The following is a 19,111-nucleotide window of genomic DNA, read 5'->3' as shown; positions in this document are numbered from 1 at the left end:
TTTCATGCCGATGGCAGCTTCTGAAATCGAACGCACGATCCTTGCCGCTATTCCCGATGCCCGGATCGAGATCGAAGATCTCGCCGGGGACGGGGATCACTATGCCTGCACGGTCACGAGTGAGGCCTTCCGTGGTCTTTCGCGTGTGCGGCAGCACAAACTGGTCTATGATGCTTTCGGAACCCGCATGGGCACTGAACTGCATGCGATGGCCCTCAAGACGCTCACCCCTTAAGAGCCGGGGCTGACGTCCTTTTTCCAGACGAGCACTGAGACAGCAGGCGCGGGCCCATCGTCCGCCCTGTCGAAACAAGGAAAATCCAATGTCCGAAACCGTGTTCCAGCATATCCAGAACCTGATCGACGCCAATCCGGTCATGCTGTTCATGAAGGGTGACAAGCTCTTCCCGCAGTGCGGCTTCTCCGCCCGCGTGGTGCAGATCCTCACGCATCTCGGCGTTCCGTTCGAGACCTGCAACATCCTTGAAAGCGCCGAACTGCGTCAGGGCATCAAGGATTTCTCCCAGTGGCCGACCGTGCCGCAGCTCTACATCAAGGGCGAGTTCGTCGGTGGCTGCGATATCGTGACCGACATGTACCAGAGCGGCGAGCTCGAGACTCTGCTGACCGAAAAAGGCATCACGACCGCCAACGCCTGATTCGGGCACGGTCATAACGAAAAGCGCCGAATTCAGCGTTTTTTAAGCATTGCTCCTGCCACATTTCAGCCATGAAGCGGCGAAAAGTGGCAGGACCTTGATTTTTTCGGAAACTTTCCCAAGAGGGGTTGTCGAACCCCGAGTTCAGCGCATAGGCTGGTTCCATCAGAACGGGATGGGATAAACGTCAATGGCGCGGAACTGGGTCGGCAGAATTGCTCTGGGTATCATGGGCGTCGGTATCTGCATGGGGGCAGGCAAGGCCTATGCCCGTCCGGCAATCACCGATTACGAAGCCAGCAAGCTGACCTTCGATGCGCTGACCGCGACGCCGGTCTATCACCACGTCGTTTTCCATCATGCTCTTGCACGTCGCACGACGTCGCATAATACGGCCGTTGCCTGGAACAGCTCACACGCGGTTGTCCGTAACGTGGCCTATCGTCCGCATGCAATCGCTCACGCGCGTGTCGCAGTCGCTTCGGCACACCACCACGCACGCGTTCGCCGGACCTGATCCTTCAGAACTGGCGCAGCGCATCCTGGATGCGTCGCGCCTGACCTGACGGATCAACGACGATCAGATCAAACCGGGTGCTGGGCCTGTTCCACTCCGGTTTTGTCAGCAGAATATAGTTGAAGGCTTCCATCAGCCTTTGAGACTGTCTGACTGTCAGGCATAACGCACTTTCCTGCAGGCTGCGTCTCTGCTTGACCTCAACGGCAATCAGCCATTCCGAATCTGCCGCCAGTATATCGAGTTCGCCGTAAGGCGTTCGCAGTCTCTGTGCGAGAATTGTCAGCCCGCGCTCCTCAAGGAGGCGGGCTGCAATGTTTTCGGCGTTCAGCCCCGTGTAATAGGACTGAACGCCGCGTGTCTGCCTGCTTTTCAGCGTTCGTTCCGCAGAAGACGGGCTGCATCCAGCGCGAAATAGGTCAGGATGCCGTTACAGCCAGCGCGCTTGAAGGCGATCAGGCTTTCCATGATCGTGCGGTCCCGATCAAGCCAGCCGTTCTGGATGGCTCCCATCAGCATCGCGTACTCGCCTGACACCTGATAGGCAAAAGTCGGGACCTCGAAGCGTTCACGGACGCGACGGATGATATCGAGATACGGCATGCCAGGCTTGACCATGATCATGTCCGCACCTTCACGCAGATCCTGCTCGACTTCGCGCATGGCTTCGTCGGAATTGGCAGGGTCCATCTGGTAGGTCTTCTTGTCTCCGCTGAGGAGATCGCCGGACCCCAGCGCATCACGGAACGGACCGTAGAATGCGGAGGCATACTTGGCCGTGTAGGCCATGATGCGCGTCGTGTCGTAGCCGTTGCCGTCGAGCGTTTCGCGGATAGCCTTGACGCGACCGTCCATCATGTCGGACGGAGCGATGATGTCATTGCCGGCGCGGGCCTGATTGAGGGCCTGCTGACGCAGGATCTCGACGGAAGCGTCGTTGAGGATACGACCGTTCTCGATCACGCCGTCATGGCCATGATCGGTGTACGGGTCGAGTGCCACGTCGCCGATGATGCCCAGATCGGGGAAGGCTTCCTTGATGGTGCGCGAAGCGCGGCACATCAGGTTGTCCGGATTGAGGGCCTCGGTACCGGTGGCGTCGCGGACGCTCATGGGGGTCACGGGGAAAATGGCGATGGCCGGGACGCCGAGGTCCACGGCCTGCCGGACGTGTTCGACGACATTGTCCACGCTGACGCGCTCGGCGCCCGGCATGGAGTCGACCTTCTGGCGCTGGTTTTCGCCTTCGCAGACGAAGATCGGCCAGATCAGGTTGTCGACATGCAGGCGATGTTCCTGCACCAGACGGCGGGTGAAATCATCGTGGCGATTACGCCGCGGGCGGGAGAGGGGGTATGCTGCATTGCTCATGCCCCCGATCATGCTCCTAACTTTCGCTTCTGCAAAGTCGACTGTTGCGGATGCCGTACGCAAAATAGACGGCAAGTCCAATGGCGAGCCAGACAACAAGTCTGATCCAGGTCAACCTGTCGAGCGATACCATCACCGCACCGCAGGACAGGATGCCGAGTACTGGAACGAGCAGGCCACCCGGAACGCGGAACTGTCGCGGGGCTTCCGGATATCTGTGGCGCAGGACCGGAACGCCGATGCAGACGATGATGAAGGCGAGCAATGTGCCGATGGACGTCATGTTGCCAAGCTGTCCGATCGGAAGCACCGCAGCAAACACGCTTGTCAGCGCTGCGAACATCAGATGTGAAGTCCAGGGCGTATGGGTGCGGGCATTGAGCTTCGAGAAAACGGGCGGCAGCAGACCATCATGGGACATGATGAGAAAGACGCGCGCCTGCCCCATCAGCAGCCCGAACAGGACCGAGATGTATCCGGCCGTGATGCCAAGTTTCACGAGACTGGCCAGCCAGGGCATGCCGGCGACGTCGATGGCCGTGGCAACGGGGCTCGGATCATTGGCCATGGCGCGGTAATCGACCACGCCCGTCAGGACCATGGAGAACACGGCATAGACCACGGAGCAGACGAGCAGGCTTCCCAGAATACCAATTGGGATGTCTCGGGCAGGATTGCGGCTGTCCTGGGCTGTAGTGGAGACGATGTCGAAACCCAGATACGCGAAGAAGGCCATGCCCGCGGCGCGCATGACGCCGGACATGCCGAACTGTCCAAATGTGCCGGTATTCTGCGGGATGAAGGGATGATAGTGCTCAAAGCTGATATGGGGCGCGCAGGCCGCGATCACAGCCACGATGACGGCGAGCTTGATGCAGACGACGATCGTGTTGATGGTCGTGGATTCACTCACACCGCGCATGAGCAGGGCCGTGACACCCCAGAGCGCACAGACGGCCGGAAGGTTGAGCCACGCAGAGGCCATGCTTCCATCCGGCATCGTGACGGGCGTCATTGGCGTTGCCAGCAGGCGCGGATCGATATGGATGCCCCAGCCCCCCAGCAACGACGCAAGATAGCCTGACCAGCTGGACGCAACGGCTGCGGCGCCCACGGTATATTCCAGCACGAGGTCCCAGCCGATGATCCAGGCGATCAGCTCACCCATCGAGGCATAGGCGTAGGAATAGGCTGAGCCGCCAGAAGGGATCATGCTGGCGAGCTCACCGTAACACAGGCCCGCAAAGCCGCAGGCCACCGCTGCGATGACGAAAGAGAGGGTCACGGCCGGGCCGGCATTCTGGCCGGCGGCGACGCCCGTGAGGGAAAAAAGGCCAGCACCGATCGTCACACCGACGCCCAGGGCAACGAGCTGCCACGGGCCGAGGACACGCTTGAGGCCAGTCTGGCTGTCAGCTGCGGAAGATACGGGTTTGGTCCGCCAGAGCGGAGTGGTCATGAAGGATCCTCGTTTGATAGGCGGATTGTTTTTGCCGAGGCAGGCAATCTGGGCTAGTCACATGCCGAACTCACCCTGGAGAATGGACCACGATGTCGGAACACGCCAGCCAGTCCACGCTGAATCGTTTCTTTCATGCCCCCCTCAAGGAGGTTGATGCCGAAGTTGCCACCATCCTGAACGAGGAGCTGACGCGCCAGCAGGATGGCATCGAGCTCATCGCTTCGGAGAACATGGCCTCCTTTGCCGTCATGGAAGCACAGGGTTCAGTGCTGACGAACAAGTATGCGGAAGGCCTGCCGGGCAAGCGCTATTATGGCGGTTGCGTGGATGTGGACCGCGTCGAGAACCTTGCCATCGATCGTCTGAAGAAGATCTTCGGTGCCGAATTCGCAAACGTGCAGCCGCATTCCGGCGCCAATGCCAACCAGGCCGCCTTCATGGCGCTGGCCAAGCCCGGCGACACGGTTCTGGGCCTGAGCCTTGCTGCGGGTGGACATCTGACGCATGGCGCAGCCCCGAACTATTCGGGCAAGTGGTTCAACTCCGTACAGTACGGTGTACGCGCCGAAGACGGTCTGATCGACTACGACCAGATGGAAGCCCTGGCCCGCGAGCACAAGCCGAAGATCATCGTGGCTGGCAGCTCTGCCTATCCGCGCGTCATCGACTTCGCGCGTTTCCGCAAGATTGCCGATGAAGTCGGTGCGTATCTGATGGTGGACATGGCGCATTTTGCCGGTCTGGTTGCCGCTGGCCTGTATCCGAACCCAGTTCCGATGGCCGACATCACCACGTCCACGACGCATAAGACGCTGCGTGGCCCGCGTGGTGGCATCATCCTGACGAACAACCCCGATCTGGCGAAGAAAGTGAACTCCGCCGTGTTCCCGGGGCTGCAGGGCGGTCCGCTCATGCACGTCATTGCAGGCAAGGCCGTCGCTTTTGGCGAAGCCCTGTCGGATGAGTTCAAGGCCTATCAGAAGCGCGTTCTGGCCAATGCCCGTGCGCTGGCGGACGAGCTTCAGAACCGTGGCTTCGACATCGTCACGGGTGGCACGGACAGCCATCTGATCCTCGTGGATCTGCGTCCGAAGAAAGTGACGGGCAAGCTCGCCGAAGCCATCCTCGAGCGCGCTGGCATCACGGCGAACAAGAACGCCATTCCGTTCGATCCGGAAAAGCCGTTCGTAACCTCCGGCATCCGTCTGGGCAGCCCGGCAGCGACGGCACGTGGTTTCGGGGAAGCCGAGTTCCGCGAAGTCGGTCGTATGATCGACGAAGTGCTGACGGCGGCTCTTGAGGAAGACAATGCCGAAGCCGTGACGGCCCGCGTGCATGAGGAAGTGAAGGCTCTGTGCCGCCGCTTCCCGATCTATGACCGCGCTTCTGCCTAAGACCTGAACAGTGCTGCGGTCCGTCTGGCCAGGCGGACCGCAAGCTGCCCCCGACGGGGGCGAAGATTGGGCATGATCAGCAGACACTCGTCATAGGGTGTGTAGATCAGATCATGCCCGTCATGGGCGAGGGGCGTTCCCGCCTTGGGGATCGTAACCCCACCCTCCCATGGCCTGATGAAACTGAAATCCGCATTCCGGGCGATGATATTGTCCGTCACCACCGCCATTTCCGGCGGACACGACTCCTCTGTCGCCTGTCCACGCAGATGGATGGTCTCGGCCTCTGCCAGCAGGCGTGCGATCGCGCTTTCCATGACCGTGACAGTGGCAGGCTCCCAGTGAGGACCAGCTTCCAGCAGGCAACTGCGCCCCGTGCCGCCCGGCGACATGAAATGCGCATGCTCGATCAGCCGTGACCCGCCGTGATGCCCGAGATCTGTCAGGACCGTCTGCGGCAGTTCCTTGCCCCCGGCCAGAGCGCAGGCGAATTCGGCCGATCGCTGGCGGGGCGGGGCAATGAACAAAGGCTCGGATGGCCAGAGCGTGGAATGCAGATCCAGCAGCAGGTCGGCCCGGGCGATATAGGGCTGAAGCTTACGGGCGCGCTCAAGTTCGCTGGAATGCTCGCGACTGTTCAGTCGTGTGTTGTGCCACAGACGGTTGAGATCCTCGTCCACATGACGGGACATGACCGGATTGGCAGCATCGAAGCGATCGAACGCCTCCAGATTGGCCAGGATCAGCGTCAGGCGTCCCGAGGACAGGGCAGGACCACGCCTGCGTAGATTTTCAAGCGCCCATCCCCCGGCATATTCGTTTCCATGCACCATGGCCGTAATGACCATCTCCGGGCCCGAGCGTCCCGAATCGAAAACCCAGACGCCCGGCATACCCGAAGGAGGTGCGCGCCACGATGAAAGATCGGGGGGCGGAAGGGCCACGTTGAAGACCAGGGGCGGCCGGCCGAGCCCCGGCAGTGTTTCCGACAGGCGGGGCTGACGGATCCGGAGCGGATGGTGCCGCTGTCCCGCCTTGCAGCTCATGGTCCCCGGAAACCCGACGGAACAGGACAGGACCAACTGCTCCCCGTCCGGTCGCCCGGCGGAGCCATACCTGCACCGTGGAGCATAGGACATGGATCGGTCATGGGTTGTAGTGTAAGCACGTTGGGGACGGCTCGCCAGAGAGGGAATGTTGTCTTTTTCTTCGGCCGGGCCTGAGGAGAGTCACATTTCGCCGAGGTTGGTCTGGCGCGTCCCTTTTCCGTACTCCGCCCGGTTTTTCGCGGATTACGGCCCGTGTCCATGGTCACGACCCAGGTACAGACGGCACATGAACGGACGATGAAACAGTCTCTCTCCTTTTTTCACAAATTGTGGCAGCTGCTTCCTGCCGGATCCCGAAGGCGGTTTTTCGCGTGGGTCACGGCGTTCGCCGCCCCTACGCTCAGGCCGCACAGAATTGTGCCGGCACACGGGATGATCGTGGCGGGAGAGTTCAGCCGCAGTTCGGGACTGGGCGAGGGCGCGCGCCTGATGGTCCGGGCACTGCGGGACATGAACATTCCCTGCGCAACATGGGACATCGACCGGCGCGTTCTTGAAGGGGATGCGACGGGGCCGGGAGCGCCACTGGTAATTCACGTCAATGCGCCGATGCTGCCTTATGTGCAGCTTTTCATGCCACGCTGGCTGAGAACCGGACGGCGGGTCATCGGATACTGGGCCTGGGAACTGCCGGTTGTGCCGCAGACATGGCGTCATGCCCGCCGTCATGTCCATGAAATCTGGGCTCCGTCGCATTTTACCGCTCAGGCTTTTCGTACGCTGGGGCGCCCAGTGCGGGTCGTCGAGCATCCGGTAGGCCTTGCGGAACAGAAACCCTCAGACCGTGACCGGGCATCTTTCGGGCTGTCGGAAGACTGCGTAATTGTTCTGGTTTCGTTCAGCCTGTCTTCCAGTATGGTGCGCAAAAGCCCGATCGAGACGATCCAGGCTTTTCGCGCTGCGTTCGGGGAGCGTTCAGACCGGCTCCTGCTCATGAAGATCGGCCATACCGAACATTATCCTGACGACCTGGCGCAGATCCGGGCGGCCACCGGCGGAGCGCCCAATATCCGGATCGAGACCGGGCAGCTCAGCGGCGCGGACCGGCTTGCCTTGACGGTCTGTGCAGATATCGTGCTGTCCCTGCACCGTAGTGAAGGGTTCGGACTTGTCGTGGCGGAGGCCATGGCGCTGGGGCGGTGCGTGATTGCAACGGACTGGTCGGCAACGACAGAGTTTCTGGACGGGACGTGCGGCCTGCCGGTCCCGTACACGCTGGTTCCGGCACGGGATCCACGTGGGATCTGGGACATGCCGGACACGAAATGGGCGCTTCCCGACAGGGATGCCGCCGTAACGGCCCTGCGGGCTGCAGCCGCAGATCCGGAGTTGCGTTCCCGCCTTGGTGCGAATGCCAGACAGAGGATCGCCACGCGTCTGAATGGCGCGACACTCCGGGAAGCGGCTCTGGCGGTTGGGGTCCGGCCGTGACGAAATCTGCCGAACGTATTCTTGTGTGGCAATGGGGGCGGCGGGGAGCCGGGCCGAGGATTGCCGTAGATCTGGCGGATGGGCTGAGACGGCTGCCCGATACGGATGTTCTGCTCTGCCTGTCAGATCGGGCGGAAATCCTTCAGAGCCGGAATGTTCCGGACACGGTCGTGAAAGTTGCGACCTACAGCTCCATCCAGGGGCTGGTAGGGCGCCTGCTGACGGCGCCGGGATTTCTGCACCAGCTGGGACGAATTGTGAGGGACTTCCGTCCGGACGTAGCGATCTGTGCAATGCCGGGACCTCTGGATCTGCTGATGACGTATGTGCTGCGCCGGGCTGGCGTGCGGATCGTAGTCATTGTCCACGATGCGCAGCCTCATCCGGGCGATGGCTATCCTTTTCAGGCAATCCTGCAACGCAGGCTAATCCGTCAGGCTGACCAGATCGTCACATTCAGCCGTCATGTCGCCAATGGACTGACCACCGGGCCGGATGCCGTAGACTGTCCCGTCGTCGCCTTGGCTCATCCGCCGTTCATTGGGGAGGCAGCCGCACCACCATTCGCCCATGAGGGAGCCCCGCGCATCCTGATGTTTGGCCGTCTGTTGCCCTACAAGGGGCGGGACCTGCTGGCAGAAGCTTTGCCGCATGTCAGGCATGATTTCGAATGTCGGGTTGTGGGACAGGGACCTGAAAGCCCGGAACTGGGGCGACTGGCGACACTGGCGCAGGTCAGGGTCGAGAACCGCTGGGTCGCAGAAGACGAACTTCCCCGCCTCATCGCATGGGCCGACATTGTGGTGCTGCCCTATCGGGAAGCCTCCCAGAGCGGCGTCGGGGCCATGGCGATTGCCAGCGGGCGCTATGTCGTCGCAACGCGGGTCGGGGGGCTGGTGGAGCAGTTTTCGGACGATGCGCAGGCCGTTCTGTGCGCACCGGAGCCGGGGGCAATTGCGACAGCGCTGGAGAATATCCTTGAGGCGCCTCCACCCGTTCGCCCACAGGTTGATAGCGGGCAGGAATGGGAAAATCTGGCGGGGGATATTCTCGTCAGCCGTGAGATGTCCTAGCGGTCCAGCGAGTCTTCCGTCGCGATCCGGACGCGGTAGCCGATATGCTTTTCGACATCGCGCAGGAACGTGCGCTCGTCGATATTGATCAGCGAGAACGCCACGCCCTTGCGGCCAGCACGGGCAGTCCGACCAATGCGGTGCACATAGGCTTCCGGCGTTTCGGGCATGTCCATGTTGATGACGAGATCCACATCCGGAATGTCGAGACCACGCGAGGCGATATCGGTCGTGACCAGTACGGGAATGCGCCCCTGACGAAACAGGTCGAGCGCCTTGTTGCGGGCACCCTGCGTCCGGTCGCCATGCAGGGTTTCAACCCGAAGGTTATGTCGGCGCAGGGTTTTGGCGAGCGCGTCCACCGTGTTTTTCGTCCGGGCGAAAACGATGCTGCGGCCTTCGAAATGCTTCAGGAGACGGGCAACGGTCTCGGGCTTGTCGTCCTTCTCCACGAAAATCGCCCGCTGACGGATATTCTTGGGCGTGAAGGATTCCGCCGCGATTTCCACGCGGACGGGATTGCGCGTCACACGCTTGGCCAGATCCATGACCGGCTCGGGCAGTGTGGCCGAGCAGAAAACGGTCTGGGGCGGCTGGTCCGGGAAATAAGGGGTCAGCGCCGTCATGCTGGCGGAGAAATCCTCATCCAGGAGACGGTCCGCCTCATCCAGAACCAGATAGGTCAGATGCTCCAGAACAAGATCGGCCTGCATGACCAGATCCAGAAGACGGCCATGGGTCGCAACGATAATATCCACGCCATCGCTGACGGACTGGACCTGCTGCTCGCGGGACGTCCCACCACAGATAACGCGCGTTTTCAGGGAGAGCCTGCGCCCGAGCTGGCGACAGACAGCCGCGGTCTGGGCAGCAAGCTCGCGCGTAGGTTCCAGAATAAGCGCACGGGGGCCGGGAGCGGGACCGGCTTCCGTAAGCTTCTGGAGCATGGGCAGCACGAAAGCGGCGGTCTTGCCACTGCCCGTCTGGGAGCCGACCAGAACGTCCTTGCCCTCCAGCAGAGGGGGGATGGCCTGTGTCTGGATCAGGCTCGGACGTTTGTGTCCGGCCTGGGCAAGAGTTGCCAGCAGGGGCGCAATCAGCCCAAGCTCCTCAAACCCAGGAGCAGGAGTGGCGGACGTTGCGATCGGCGAGGCAGGGCGCGGCTGGGACGTTGTCATGTGCGCTTCTTGCCAAATTTCTCGCAGTTCGGGAAATACCTTCTTTTTTGCGGAGTTCCTTCATGAAGGCCATCATCATCGCAGAGGACTTCGCCGGCATGCGGGCGCAGGGGGCGGGACTGGCTGAAAAGGCCGGTCTGGAGTGGGATTTCCGGCCTGTGCGCATCCATCCTTTTTGGTCGCGTTTTCCGGCGCGTTACTGGCCCTCTCCACTGCGCCGGGTCGATCCCATCAGGATTCCCGAAGACACAGGCCTCATCATCTGTATCGGTGGGACAGGGGGCGTCATCGGCAGGGCCGTTGCCCGGCGCGAGGGACTGCCGGTCGTGCAGATCCAGAACCCGCGCATGCCGGTCAGCAAGTTCGACCTCGTGATTGCCAACACGCATGATGGCATCAGCGGACCGAACGTCCTGATTTCGCGCAATGCACTGCATCCCGTCACACCACAGAAGCTCGCTGCGGCACGGACAGAATGGGAAGAGCGCCTGAAACAGGACGCACGGCCGCTTCTGTCCATTCTGGTTGGCGGCGCCAATGGTCGTTTCTCGCTGGGGCCGGGTGAAGCGGAGCGGATGGCGGACGGGATCATCACTTTCACGAAGCACAACGCCATGCAGGCTGTCCTTACCCCCTCCCGCCGAACCGATCCCGCTGCCGTGGCCGTTTTTCGCAAACGGCTGGAGCCTCATGGTATTGCCGTTCTGACAGGTAGCGGGGACGACAACCCTTATATGGGCATGCTGGCCTCTGCGGACATGATTGCCGTCACGACGGACAGTGTCTCGATGATTTCCGAAGCCGTGGCGACCTCTGCTCCGGTCCTGGTTTTCCCGCTTCCAGGCCGTTCCAGCCGGATTTCACGGTTTGTAAAAACGCTTGAAGACGCCGGGCGGGTTAAGTGGTTCGATCCGGCACAGGTTCTGTGGGATGTCATGCCGCTTGACGATACCCCCCTCGTGGCGAGAGAAATGCGCCGACGTCTGAAGCTCTGAAAGGGCCCCTGTATGCTCGATATCCGCACCTTTGGTCCGCAGGGTGGCAATGTTCTGTACAAGGCGCTGGCGCATCCGCTGGCCGCGGAAGCGCTCGTCCGGATGGAAGCCGAATTCGCAGGGCGGACGCTGGCTGTCTACGATCCGGATGACGCTGCCCGCACGCTTGCCGCGCTCTATCCGGGGCTGAAACCGGCCTGCGTCTATGTTCATGATACGGAGCGGGTGGGGCAGCCGGACGGCTTTGGCGGAACGCTTCGTGCGCTCGTGGATCTTCCTGCGACCGAAGCGGATGCCATCCTTGCCCTGTCTTTTGAAGACGCCAAAATGCGCACCCGGCTGAAGGGGCTTCAGAACGGCCGGGATCTTTACACGCTCGCCCCGGCGCGCCTGCCGGACGAGATGCTGGTTGCCGGTCGCCCCTATCTGGACAAGCTGAATTTCGCGACCAACTTCGCCTTCTTCCGCGAGACAGAGCAGTTTTCCTGCCGGATCGTGACGGCCAATTACTGGTCCAGCTATGCGGCGGAGAACCTGCGTTACTGGATGCGGCTCTATGACGGAGTGGGCAAGGTCCTGGCCCAGTGGGAACAGCCGGTGACTGAAGCCGGGGCAGGGATCACGATCGACAGCGCCGATATCCGTCGCCGCTTTGATCTGCCGGAATTTACGGGACAGCTTTTCATCCATGTTCTGGGCGCGCGCGGACATGACGTCGTCAAATATGCTCTGGACAGCTGGGGCAAAAACGGCGACCCGAGCCTCTCCGTCACGCATGACGCCAATGCCTGGCCTTCTGTGCGTTACGCGACCCTTCCGGCCCCTGAACCTGACGAAACTCTGATCGTCTGGGTACAGAACAGCCATGCAACCACCATTCCGGCAGGCGGCATTACCTTCAACTGGATGGGAGAAGACACATCGCATGCGCTCGACCGTGCTGTCGGGCCGTTCGAGACGGTGGCGGTTGATGTTGGCGCGCTTTTTCCCGGATTACACTGGCCCGCACAGCTTGAACTGCGTTCGGGCCGACATCTCGTGCGCCCACGCTATGAAATCACGCAGCGAGGCCGCACCCGCATCGCCCATCTGAACGTGGAGCGGGACGATCTGCGCCCCGAGCCTGCCATCCGTCAGTTTGCGCCGTCGCTGGGCCGTGGGTTCCTGCTGCCGTTTCCGATCCTGGATCCGAAGCAGTTCGAGACGTTCCTGCAGCCCAACCCCATGTCCGAAGCGCTCCAATCGCTTCCCGTAAGGCTCGATCTGTTCGATGAGACAGGCGGAAAGGTCGGATCCCATTTCCTGGGCAATCTGCCCCGGAACCATGACACAGCCGTTGCACTGCATACCCTGATGGATCGACCGGGTCATGCCGATCTGGTCTATGATTTCCGCGATGGCGGAGAAGCCGATGGCTGGCTGCACGCCCTGATGCGCTATCGGAACCGCGAGAGCGATCACGCCGCTGAAACCAGCTTTGGCGCCCATATTTTCAACACGCTCATGACCTGGCGCTCGGAGCCGCAATCGTACTCAGGCCCACCGCCGGGCCTGACAACGCGGCTTTTTCTGAAGCTGGGACAGAAGGCAGGGCAGGAGACACTGCGAAGCTTCTGCTGCCTGATCCATCCCGCTTCCGTCGATGGCACCGACATTTCGGAAACCGTTCTTCTGCTCCATGGCGCAAATGGTGCCCTGATTGCCCAGACGACCATCAGGATCGCGCCCAACGGATCATTCATGGTCCGCCCGCACGAGCTGTTTGAAGGCTCGCACCTCGATCGTGCCGGGGAAGGGGGTTACGTCCTGATCCGAGACCTGACCTGCCGCCTCTTCGGCTATCATGGCCTGGAAAACGGAAGAGGCGCATTCTCGCTGGACCACATGTTCGGTTTCTGAACCGCTGAAACACGGGAACCGCAGCGGATAATGCGGTTCCCCACGAAAAAGATCTTGTCAGGAAAACAACACCTTGCTAGAAGCCCGTCCCACGGATGGGCGCGTAGCTCAGCGGTAGAGCACTGCCTTCACACGGCAGGGGTCACAGGTTCAATCCCTGTCGCGCCCACCATCCTGACGGGCTGTTTTCAGCCATTTCTCCCTACATAAACGACTGCTTGGCCCGCTTGCTTAGGCATAGCCTACGCCATTCATATTCAAGTCGTAATGTTCCCATCTGTGGCAGAGCCATGCTGTCTCCTGAGTTGGGTTAGGCGTATCGAGCTGATGCTGGCGGATAGGGATATGCGGCAATCTTAGCTGCTTCACCTCGTTTTTAGAAAACTTGTGTGGAAGTCCGTCTCGTTCTACAACAGCGAATGACCGCCCCCTTTGTTCCGGCCGCTGCCCATGTCAGACGCTTCCTGAAATCTTCCGCCGGTGGAGCGTTCTTTCTCCTGCTTGCATCTCTTGCCGGGTTTGTTCTGGCCAATTCGCCATGGGCGGCGGGCTATAGAACCCTGACGACACTCCCGCTGAAATTTCCCTTTCTTGGAAAGCGGGGCCCAGACAACGTTGCCGCATGGGTTTCCGACGGGCTGATGACCCTGTTCTTTCTGGTGGTCATTCTCGAAATCAAAAAGGAAATCGTCTCCGGACATCTCTCATCGCTCCGACGTGTCGCTCTGCCGCTGATTGGAGCAGTAGGGGGAATGGTGGTACCGGCACTGACATATCTGCTAGTGACATGGGGACACCCTGAAGCAACGTCTGGCTGGGCCATTCCTGTTGCAACGGATGCGGCTTTTACCCTGCCGATCATCCTTGCCCTAGGACGGCGTGTCTCGCCCGGAGCACGAGCCTGGCTGATGGCACTTGCCATTTTCGATGACGTGCTGGGAATAGTGGTAATCGCCCTGTTTTATGGTGGCTCTATGTACTGGCCCGCACTGCTCGCGGTTGTACTTGTCACGGCCGCATTGATTGGAGCGAACAGGGCAGGGATCAGAACACTCTGGGCTTATGGCACGGGCGGCATTCTGCTCTGGACTGCGCTTCTGGATTCCGGGCTACACCCGACACTTGCTGGGGTCATCACAGGTCTGTGTCTGCCCGCAGGGGATGCAAAAGGTGCTGCCACTCTTGATTGGGTCTCATCTGCGGTCACGCCCCTCGTCACTTGGATTGTCCTGCCGCTTTTTGGCTTCATGAACGTGGGCATGTCAGCGGCCGGCATGAAACCGGATATGATGCTGGAAGCTGTGCCGCTCGGGATCATGCTGGGACTGATGCTTGGCAAGCCTGTCGGGGTCTTTGGCGCAACATTGCTCTCGATCCGGCTGAAAGTCGTCATGCTTCCGGCCGGCACCTCAACCGGAATGCTGTTCGGCCTTTCGCTGCTGTGCGGCATTGGCTTCACGATCAGCTTGTTTGTAGCAAATCTGGCATTTTCCGGATCAGATCTTATAGCGCCGGCGAAGATGGGTATCTTCGCCGGTTCAGCCTTGTCTGCTCTGACCGGGTGGTTCTGGTTGCGTTTTATGCCGCAGAACGTAACCCGGCCATCCGAAGAGGGCGGATTCCCGCGTTAAGCGATGGCGTCAAGGCGTGCGCGAGCATCGTCGGGCAGTTCCAGCTCTGCTGCTGCCAGGTTTTCCGACAGATGACGAAGATTCGAAGTTCCCGGGATGAGGAGCAGATTGGGGGAGCGGGCCAACAGCCAGGCCAGAGCGACCTGTAATGGTGTAGCCCCGATATCTGCTGCAACTCGGGACAGGGCGTCGGACTGAATGGGGCTGAACCCACCCAGGGGAAAAAACGGCACATAGGCCACGCCCTGTGAAGCCAGAGCGTCGATCAGCGCATCATCCTTCCTGTGGACGAGATTGTAATGGTTCTGCACGCAGACAACTGGGGCGATCGTCTGCGTTTCAGCGACCTGGGCAGCCGTTGCATTGCTGAGACCGAGATGACGGATGAGCCCCTGTTCACGCAGAGCAGCGAGCGCCGAAAACGGCTCGGCCAGCGAGCCTTCTTTGGGTGCAAAAATATCCCCCATCAGTCGCAGATTGACCACCTCAAGCCGATCCAGCCCCAGATTGCGCAGATTGTCATGCACGGCTCTGGTCAGCTCTTCCGCGCTCTGGGCGGGCTGCCATGATGCATCCTCGCCACGTACCGCGCCGACCTTGGTGACGATCACGAGGTCATCGCCATAAGGATGCAGGGCCTCCCTGATGATCTGGTTCGTGACATGGGGGCCGTAAAAATCGCTGGTATCGATATGATTGACGCCGGCTTCGACCACCGCTCGCAGTACAGCAATAGCGGCTTCACGGTCCCGCGGCGGCCCAAAGACAGCCGGGCCAGCAAGCTGCATCGCCCCGTATCCCATTCGGTTCACAACGCGGTCGCCGAGTATAAAGGTTCCGGCATTGGCCTGACTGCTCATTGGTATCTCCTTGATAAGGGGTGCACACCAAACATGGACGGCGCTCTAATGATCGATAAGCTGCTCAATCCTGAACGGCCCGTACGGAAAATCGCACAATGTCATTCGAGCTTGATGATCTTTCAGCCTTCGTGGCTGTTGCGCGGGCAGGCGGTTTCCGGGAAGCAGCGCGTGTTTCGGGTCTTTCAGCATCCGGTCTGAGCGAAGCTCTGCGGCGGCTGGAAACCCGCCTTGGTACGCGCCTGCTTCACCGCAGCACACGCAGCATTTCGCTTACTGAAACGGGCGCCCGACTGTTCGAACGGCTTTCGCCAGCTCTGACCGAGATCAGCGCCGCACTCGATACGGTCCATGCACAAACCTACCAGCCTGCGGGCACCATCCACCTCAACGTGCCGGCCAATGTCGCCCGGACCGTGCTGCCGGGTATTCTGTCGCCTTTCCTGATCGCTCATCCACAAATCCGCGTGGACGTGACGGTAGAGGACAGTTTTGTCGATATTCTTGCTTCTGGCGCAGACGCAGGCATCCGTTATGAGGAACGTCTGGAACAGGACATGATCGCGATCCCCATCGGGCCTGCCACTCAGCGCGTTCTTACTGCTGCCGCACCATCTTATCTGTCTGCGAGGGGACGTCCTCAGCACTCAAGCGAGTTACTGGAACACGCCTGTCTGCGTCTTCGTTTCGCCGGTGGAGCGCCAGCCATGTGGGAGTTCGAAAAGGACGAAGAGGTTATTCGCCTCGATCCTCCAGGGCCCTTACTGGTCCAACCCGGATCGGCCTGCGATCTTCTGGTTGAAACTGCTCTGTCAGGTCTTGGTATCGTCTGTCTGTTTGAAGACTGGCTGGCTCCTCACATCCGCAGCGGTGCGCTTGAGGTGGTGCTGGACGACTGGGCCACACCTTTTTCGGGACCCATGCTTTATTATTCCGGCCGCCGCCAACTCCCACCGCCGCTGCGCGCGTTCATCGATTTCATTCGTTCGCATCAGTCGTCGGCACAATAACTACCTACCCGATACCGAGGGGAAGCAATCGAAGTGCTGTGAATGAAGCTGGAATTCCTTATCGAACCAGTGAAGCCAGCCCATCAATCTTGTCGGCCAGTGCCGCAACCATGTGCTTGATCTCATCTGGTACACCTGATTTTTCGGTCGCAGTGCTCAGGCGTTCTGCATCATTCTGCAGCTCGGACATCAGTTCCTGGATTTCTGAGTCGATGCCGTTTTCATCATCGTCATGATCGTGTCGCATGTTGCGCTCTCCTTTGCGTGAAAAGGGTGGAACCTGGAAAACAGGATGTCCAGCTTTCCTGCGAAACTTTACTACTGCTCAAGGTGTCAGTGACTGGGGAATGATCGTAGAGTGCTTCCATTCAAATTTTAAATTAGGGACGGAAAAAACGTCCTGAGTTTACTCTCTGTTCATATCGCTCCGGTATCCGGGAAGAATTCTCGGGAGACGTTTCCATTCATGATACCGGTCTATCCATTTTCCGCCGCTACACAGCCCTATCCGCGCCAGCAGTGGTACATTGCCGGCTGGAGTTCGGAGATCACCAGTAGCCCTCTGAGACGACGGTTGCTTGGGCAGGATATTCTGTTGCTGCGGACTTCAGGCGGGGACGTACGAGCATTGAAAGCCCTGTGCCCACACCGTCAGATGCCACTATGCGCAGAGCATCAGGATGGGGAGCGCCTGATCTGCCCCTATCATGGGGCGGTTTTTGAGACATCAGGCCAGTGCGTCAGCCTTCCCTTTCAGAAGCATATTCCCAAAGCCCTGGATCTGAAGTCTTTCCCTGTCGTCGAACAGAACCCGTTCGTCTGGATCTGGGCGGATCTGGAAACACCCGCAGACATGAGCCGCCTGCCGGACACGACTTCCCTTTTTTCGCATGACACAGAGAAACTCCTGTTCGGAACAGGCACCTGCCATGTTGAGGCGCGGTCCCAGGTCGTGCTGGAGAACCTGTTCGACCAGTCGCATATCAGCTTCACGCACCCTGCAAGCCTGGGCATTCGGAGCTGTGAGGATGGTCCGGCAAAGGCCTGTTCAGTGCTCGAAGAACCAACGCGTCTCTGTTTTCACCACCCCCTGAAAGTTTTTCCCACGCCAGATGCCATGATCGCCTTCTTTCCCAAGATTGGAAGCACCATGGGGATCAGGAGCCGGGCCGAGCTGTTTGGAGTTTCACTGGTCGTGGCAGCCGAGTCTGAAATCGTTTCCTGTGACGAAAAGGGGCATGTCCAGGACAGCATGGGTCAACTGGCGTTTCTTCACGGAATTACCCCCGAAACGGATACGACCACGCATTATCATTTCGCCATCCTTCGTGATTTTGCCACGGGTTCCGAAGACATTTCGGAACAGTATGCCAGCCGGAACAGGGAGGTGATTGCCGAGGACGTGCGTGTTCTCAATGCCATTGAACCCTGCCTCGACCAGATACGGGCCTGCGATGAGCCCAACTTCATGACGGATGCAGAAGCTGTTCATGTGCGCAGAAGGATCGAAAGACTGATCCTTGAAGAGGAACATCTTCGTACCAGTTCGGCTGGCTGACAGCCCGACGCTGATTGGGTTTCTTTTTGTGTATATCGAACCAGCCACCAGGTAGGGATTTGAATCGTCGGACAACAGGAGGCGACCATGTTCGCTCAATCCGGCAACACACCCATCAATCCGACAAAAGCTCCCGGTTCTCCAGGCGAAAGAGAGCCTTTCGATCCCTATCCCGACAAGAGCCCGATCATAGACGAGCCTCCGGAAGAAGATGAGGAGGTTGAAAAGGACTATGATCCCGCGAAAGGTACTTCATCGTCCCAAATCGGGCAGTCGGCCGGCTTTCTTTTTGCTGCGAGCAAACCGTCGTTCCAAAACAGCTTTGAAGCATTGTCACCCCTGCAATGGAGATGATGATGCTCTACCCACAAAGTGCCAGTGAGCTGCCCAATCCCCCGCCACCAATGCCACCCGACCCTCCAAAACCCAATCCATATCCGCCACCGGGTGAAGATCCTCCACCCATGCAGGAACCTCCCAATCGGATAAACTGAAAGGAGCCCGGCGCAAGCCGGGTTTCTTTTTGTCTCAGATGAACCCCGGGCTTGCAGAGCGCTTGAATCGTTTTGCAGGAGGGCAGAGCATGTCCATTCCAGTTGATGAGCGCAGCACGAAGCCCATTCCGCCTTCAGAGTGTCGCGATCCAGAACCATACGACAGGAATGATCCCAGGAATGACGAAAATCGGCCGCTGAATCCGCCTCCTCGGCGAGGAAAGGTCCACCAATATCGCATTCGGCCTCTGGGCAGGTTTCTCCCGCCATGGACGCACCGATGAAACAGGGCGACGTCTACTCAAGTCAGGAAATTGTAACCACAGCTATCACAAACGATAGAAATGTATCATCCTGAATGAAGAACGATGCGCAGGAGGCGAATTTGAAGCATTTTCTATTGTTGATAGCTGTATTGGCAGCGCCAGGTATAGCCTGCGGCTAGGTGTTTGGTCCCGGGGTTTGATGGG

Annotated in this window: 19 protein-coding genes and 1 tRNA gene; 13 read left to right on the top strand and 7 right to left on the bottom strand. The window is 59.8% G+C overall.

Translation table 11 applies throughout. The features are described 5' to 3' along the window. The first annotated feature begins 4 nt into the window (after nt 1–4). From GOX01_RS05445 to GOX01_RS05435, 3 genes are all read left to right on the top strand, one after another. Entirely contained in the window at nt 5–235 is a 231-nt protein-coding gene (locus tag GOX01_RS05445; protein WP_011253808.1) for a BolA/IbaG family iron-sulfur metabolism protein, read from the top strand. Between the two features lie 88 nt (nt 236–323). Continuing rightward, nucleotides 324–659, top strand: coding sequence for a Grx4 family monothiol glutaredoxin (gene grxD / locus GOX01_RS05440; RefSeq protein WP_011253809.1), 336 nt, complete (start codon nt 324–326; stop codon nt 657–659). 190 nt (nt 660–849) lie between these two features. Beyond that, complete coding sequence (locus GOX01_RS05435; RefSeq protein WP_011253810.1) at nt 850–1,176, top strand: hypothetical protein; 327 nt, start codon at nt 850–852, stop codon at nt 1,174–1,176. Between the two features lie 4 nt (nt 1,177–1,180). Here GOX01_RS05435 and GOX01_RS05430 read toward each other — a convergent pair whose 3' ends face one another. The 3 genes from GOX01_RS05430 to GOX01_RS05420 are packed head-to-tail and all read right to left on the bottom strand — an operon-like array spanning nt 1,181 to nt 4,006. Then, nucleotides 1,181–1,492 (bottom strand): YraN family protein, encoded by a 312-nt coding sequence (locus GOX01_RS05430; RefSeq protein WP_034953965.1) that lies wholly within the window; start codon nt 1,490–1,492, stop codon nt 1,181–1,183. Nucleotides 1,493–1,548: 56 nt separating this feature from the next. Further along, complete coding sequence (hemB, locus tag GOX01_RS05425; protein ID WP_011253811.1) at nt 1,549–2,559, bottom strand: porphobilinogen synthase; 1,011 nt, start codon at nt 2,557–2,559, stop codon at nt 1,549–1,551. A gap of 4 nt (nt 2,560–2,563) precedes the next feature. Next, the gene (locus tag GOX01_RS05420; protein ID WP_011253812.1) at nt 2,564–4,006 is read right to left on the bottom strand and encodes an APC family permease; all 1,443 of its coding nucleotides are present in this window, start codon (nt 4,004–4,006) and stop codon (nt 2,564–2,566) included. A 92-nt stretch (nt 4,007–4,098) separates the two neighbouring features. On the opposite strand from GOX01_RS05420, the gene glyA reads away from it, so the two are divergent. Next, nucleotides 4,099–5,403, top strand: a complete 1,305-nt coding sequence (glyA, locus tag GOX01_RS05415; RefSeq protein WP_011253813.1) for a serine hydroxymethyltransferase — start codon at nt 4,099–4,101, stop codon at nt 5,401–5,403. Here the strand turns inward: glyA and GOX01_RS05410 are convergent. Beyond that, a complete protein-coding gene (locus GOX01_RS05410) occupies nt 5,400–6,449 on the bottom strand; it encodes a M14 family metallopeptidase (RefSeq protein WP_024716903.1) in 1,050 nt (349 codons plus the stop codon). The genes glyA and GOX01_RS05410 overlap by 4 nt on opposite strands. A gap of 300 nt (nt 6,450–6,749) precedes the next feature. Here GOX01_RS05410 and GOX01_RS05405 point away from each other — a divergent pair, with 300 nt between their 5' ends. Together GOX01_RS05405 and GOX01_RS05400 are read left to right on the top strand one after the other, a co-directional pair. Continuing rightward, nucleotides 6,750–7,943, top strand: coding sequence for a glycosyltransferase family 4 protein (locus GOX01_RS05405; RefSeq protein ID WP_024716904.1), 1,194 nt, complete (start codon nt 6,750–6,752; stop codon nt 7,941–7,943). After that, nucleotides 7,940–9,016: a glycosyltransferase family 4 protein gene (locus GOX01_RS05400; RefSeq protein ID WP_131973810.1), complete on the top strand. Its 1,077-nt coding sequence runs from the start codon at nt 7,940–7,942 to the stop codon at nt 9,014–9,016. Before GOX01_RS05405 ends, GOX01_RS05400 begins: the two co-directional genes overlap by 4 nt. Here GOX01_RS05400 and GOX01_RS05395 read toward each other — a convergent pair. Further along, on the bottom strand, nt 9,013–10,194 hold the full coding sequence (locus GOX01_RS05395) for a DEAD/DEAH box helicase (RefSeq protein ID WP_011253817.1): 1,182 nt from the start codon (nt 10,192–10,194) through the stop codon (nt 9,013–9,015). The two genes, GOX01_RS05400 and GOX01_RS05395, sit on opposite strands and share 4 nt — an antisense overlap. A gap of 62 nt (nt 10,195–10,256) precedes the next feature. Here GOX01_RS05395 and GOX01_RS05390 point away from each other — a divergent pair, with 62 nt between their 5' ends. From GOX01_RS05390 to nhaA, 4 genes are all read left to right on the top strand, one after another. Beyond that, the gene (locus GOX01_RS05390) at nt 10,257–11,189 is read left to right on the top strand and encodes a mitochondrial fission ELM1 family protein (protein ID WP_011253818.1); all 933 of its coding nucleotides are present in this window, start codon (nt 10,257–10,259) and stop codon (nt 11,187–11,189) included. Nucleotides 11,190–11,201: 12 nt separating this feature from the next. Further along, nucleotides 11,202–13,088, top strand: a complete 1,887-nt coding sequence (locus tag GOX01_RS05385) for a hypothetical protein (protein ID WP_011253819.1) — start codon at nt 11,202–11,204, stop codon at nt 13,086–13,088. Between the two features lie 97 nt (nt 13,089–13,185). Next, a tRNA-Val gene (locus tag GOX01_RS05380) sits at nt 13,186–13,260 on the top strand. Between the two features lie 247 nt (nt 13,261–13,507). Next, nucleotides 13,508–14,719, top strand: a complete 1,212-nt coding sequence (gene nhaA / locus GOX01_RS05375) for a Na+/H+ antiporter NhaA (protein WP_024716906.1) — start codon at nt 13,508–13,510, stop codon at nt 14,717–14,719. Here nhaA and GOX01_RS05370 read toward each other — a convergent pair. Further along, the gene (locus GOX01_RS05370; protein WP_011253873.1) at nt 14,716–15,579 is read right to left on the bottom strand and encodes an aldo/keto reductase family oxidoreductase; all 864 of its coding nucleotides are present in this window, start codon (nt 15,577–15,579) and stop codon (nt 14,716–14,718) included. The genes nhaA and GOX01_RS05370 overlap by 4 nt on opposite strands. A 98-nt stretch (nt 15,580–15,677) precedes the next feature. Here GOX01_RS05370 and GOX01_RS05365 point away from each other — a divergent pair, with 98 nt between their 5' ends. Further along, on the top strand, nt 15,678–16,589 hold the full coding sequence (locus GOX01_RS05365) for a LysR substrate-binding domain-containing protein (RefSeq protein WP_011253874.1): 912 nt from the start codon (nt 15,678–15,680) through the stop codon (nt 16,587–16,589). 58 nt (nt 16,590–16,647) lie between these two features. On the opposite strand, the gene GOX01_RS05360 is transcribed toward GOX01_RS05365, so the two are convergent. Continuing rightward, on the bottom strand, nt 16,648–16,836 hold the full coding sequence (locus tag GOX01_RS05360) for a hypothetical protein (protein ID WP_024716907.1): 189 nt from the start codon (nt 16,834–16,836) through the stop codon (nt 16,648–16,650). Between the two features lie 219 nt (nt 16,837–17,055). On the opposite strand from GOX01_RS05360, the gene GOX01_RS05355 reads away from it, so the two are divergent. Together GOX01_RS05355 and GOX01_RS05350 are read left to right on the top strand one after the other, a co-directional pair. Further along, the gene (locus GOX01_RS05355; RefSeq protein WP_011253875.1) at nt 17,056–18,147 is read left to right on the top strand and encodes an aromatic ring-hydroxylating dioxygenase subunit alpha; all 1,092 of its coding nucleotides are present in this window, start codon (nt 17,056–17,058) and stop codon (nt 18,145–18,147) included. 87 nt (nt 18,148–18,234) lie between these two features. Beyond that, a complete protein-coding gene (locus GOX01_RS05350; protein WP_024716908.1) occupies nt 18,235–18,501 on the top strand; it encodes a hypothetical protein in 267 nt (88 codons plus the stop codon). The last annotated feature ends 610 nt before the right edge of the window (nt 18,502–19,111 follow it).

It is taken from the genome of Gluconobacter oxydans (assembly GCF_006539685.1).
Taxonomy (GTDB): Bacteria; Pseudomonadota; Alphaproteobacteria; order Acetobacterales; family Acetobacteraceae; genus Gluconobacter; species Gluconobacter oxydans.
This window is presented reverse-complemented; position numbering and strand designations above follow the sequence as displayed.

Coding starts and splice junctions, on each gene's coding strand:
- GOX01_RS05445 (WP_011253808.1), top strand. CDS start 5: ATGCCGATGGCAGCTTCTGAAATCGAACGCACGATCCTTGCCGCTATT.
- grxD (WP_011253809.1), top strand. CDS start 324: ATGTCCGAAACCGTGTTCCAGCATATCCAGAACCTGATCGACGCCAAT.
- GOX01_RS05435 (WP_011253810.1), top strand. CDS start 850: ATGGCGCGGAACTGGGTCGGCAGAATTGCTCTGGGTATCATGGGCGTC.
- hemB (WP_011253811.1), bottom strand. CDS start 2,559: ATGATCGGGGGCATGAGCAATGCAGCATACCCCCTCTCCCGCCCGCGG.
- GOX01_RS05420 (WP_011253812.1), bottom strand. CDS start 4,006: ATGACCACTCCGCTCTGGCGGACCAAACCCGTATCTTCCGCAGCTGAC.
- glyA (WP_011253813.1), top strand. CDS start 4,099: ATGTCGGAACACGCCAGCCAGTCCACGCTGAATCGTTTCTTTCATGCC.
- GOX01_RS05410 (WP_024716903.1), bottom strand. CDS start 6,449: ATGAGCTGCAAGGCGGGACAGCGGCACCATCCGCTCCGGATCCGTCAG.
- GOX01_RS05405 (WP_024716904.1), top strand. CDS start 6,750: ATGAAACAGTCTCTCTCCTTTTTTCACAAATTGTGGCAGCTGCTTCCT.
- GOX01_RS05395 (WP_011253817.1), bottom strand. CDS start 10,194: ATGACAACGTCCCAGCCGCGCCCTGCCTCGCCGATCGCAACGTCCGCC.
- GOX01_RS05390 (WP_011253818.1), top strand. CDS start 10,257: ATGAAGGCCATCATCATCGCAGAGGACTTCGCCGGCATGCGGGCGCAG.
- GOX01_RS05385 (WP_011253819.1), top strand. CDS start 11,202: ATGCTCGATATCCGCACCTTTGGTCCGCAGGGTGGCAATGTTCTGTAC.
- nhaA (WP_024716906.1), top strand. CDS start 13,508: ATGACCGCCCCCTTTGTTCCGGCCGCTGCCCATGTCAGACGCTTCCTG.
- GOX01_RS05370 (WP_011253873.1), bottom strand. CDS start 15,579: ATGAGCAGTCAGGCCAATGCCGGAACCTTTATACTCGGCGACCGCGTT.
- GOX01_RS05365 (WP_011253874.1), top strand. CDS start 15,678: ATGTCATTCGAGCTTGATGATCTTTCAGCCTTCGTGGCTGTTGCGCGG.
- GOX01_RS05360 (WP_024716907.1), bottom strand. CDS start 16,836: ATGCGACACGATCATGACGATGATGAAAACGGCATCGACTCAGAAATC.
- GOX01_RS05355 (WP_011253875.1), top strand. CDS start 17,056: ATGATACCGGTCTATCCATTTTCCGCCGCTACACAGCCCTATCCGCGC.
- GOX01_RS05350 (WP_024716908.1), top strand. CDS start 18,235: ATGTTCGCTCAATCCGGCAACACACCCATCAATCCGACAAAAGCTCCC.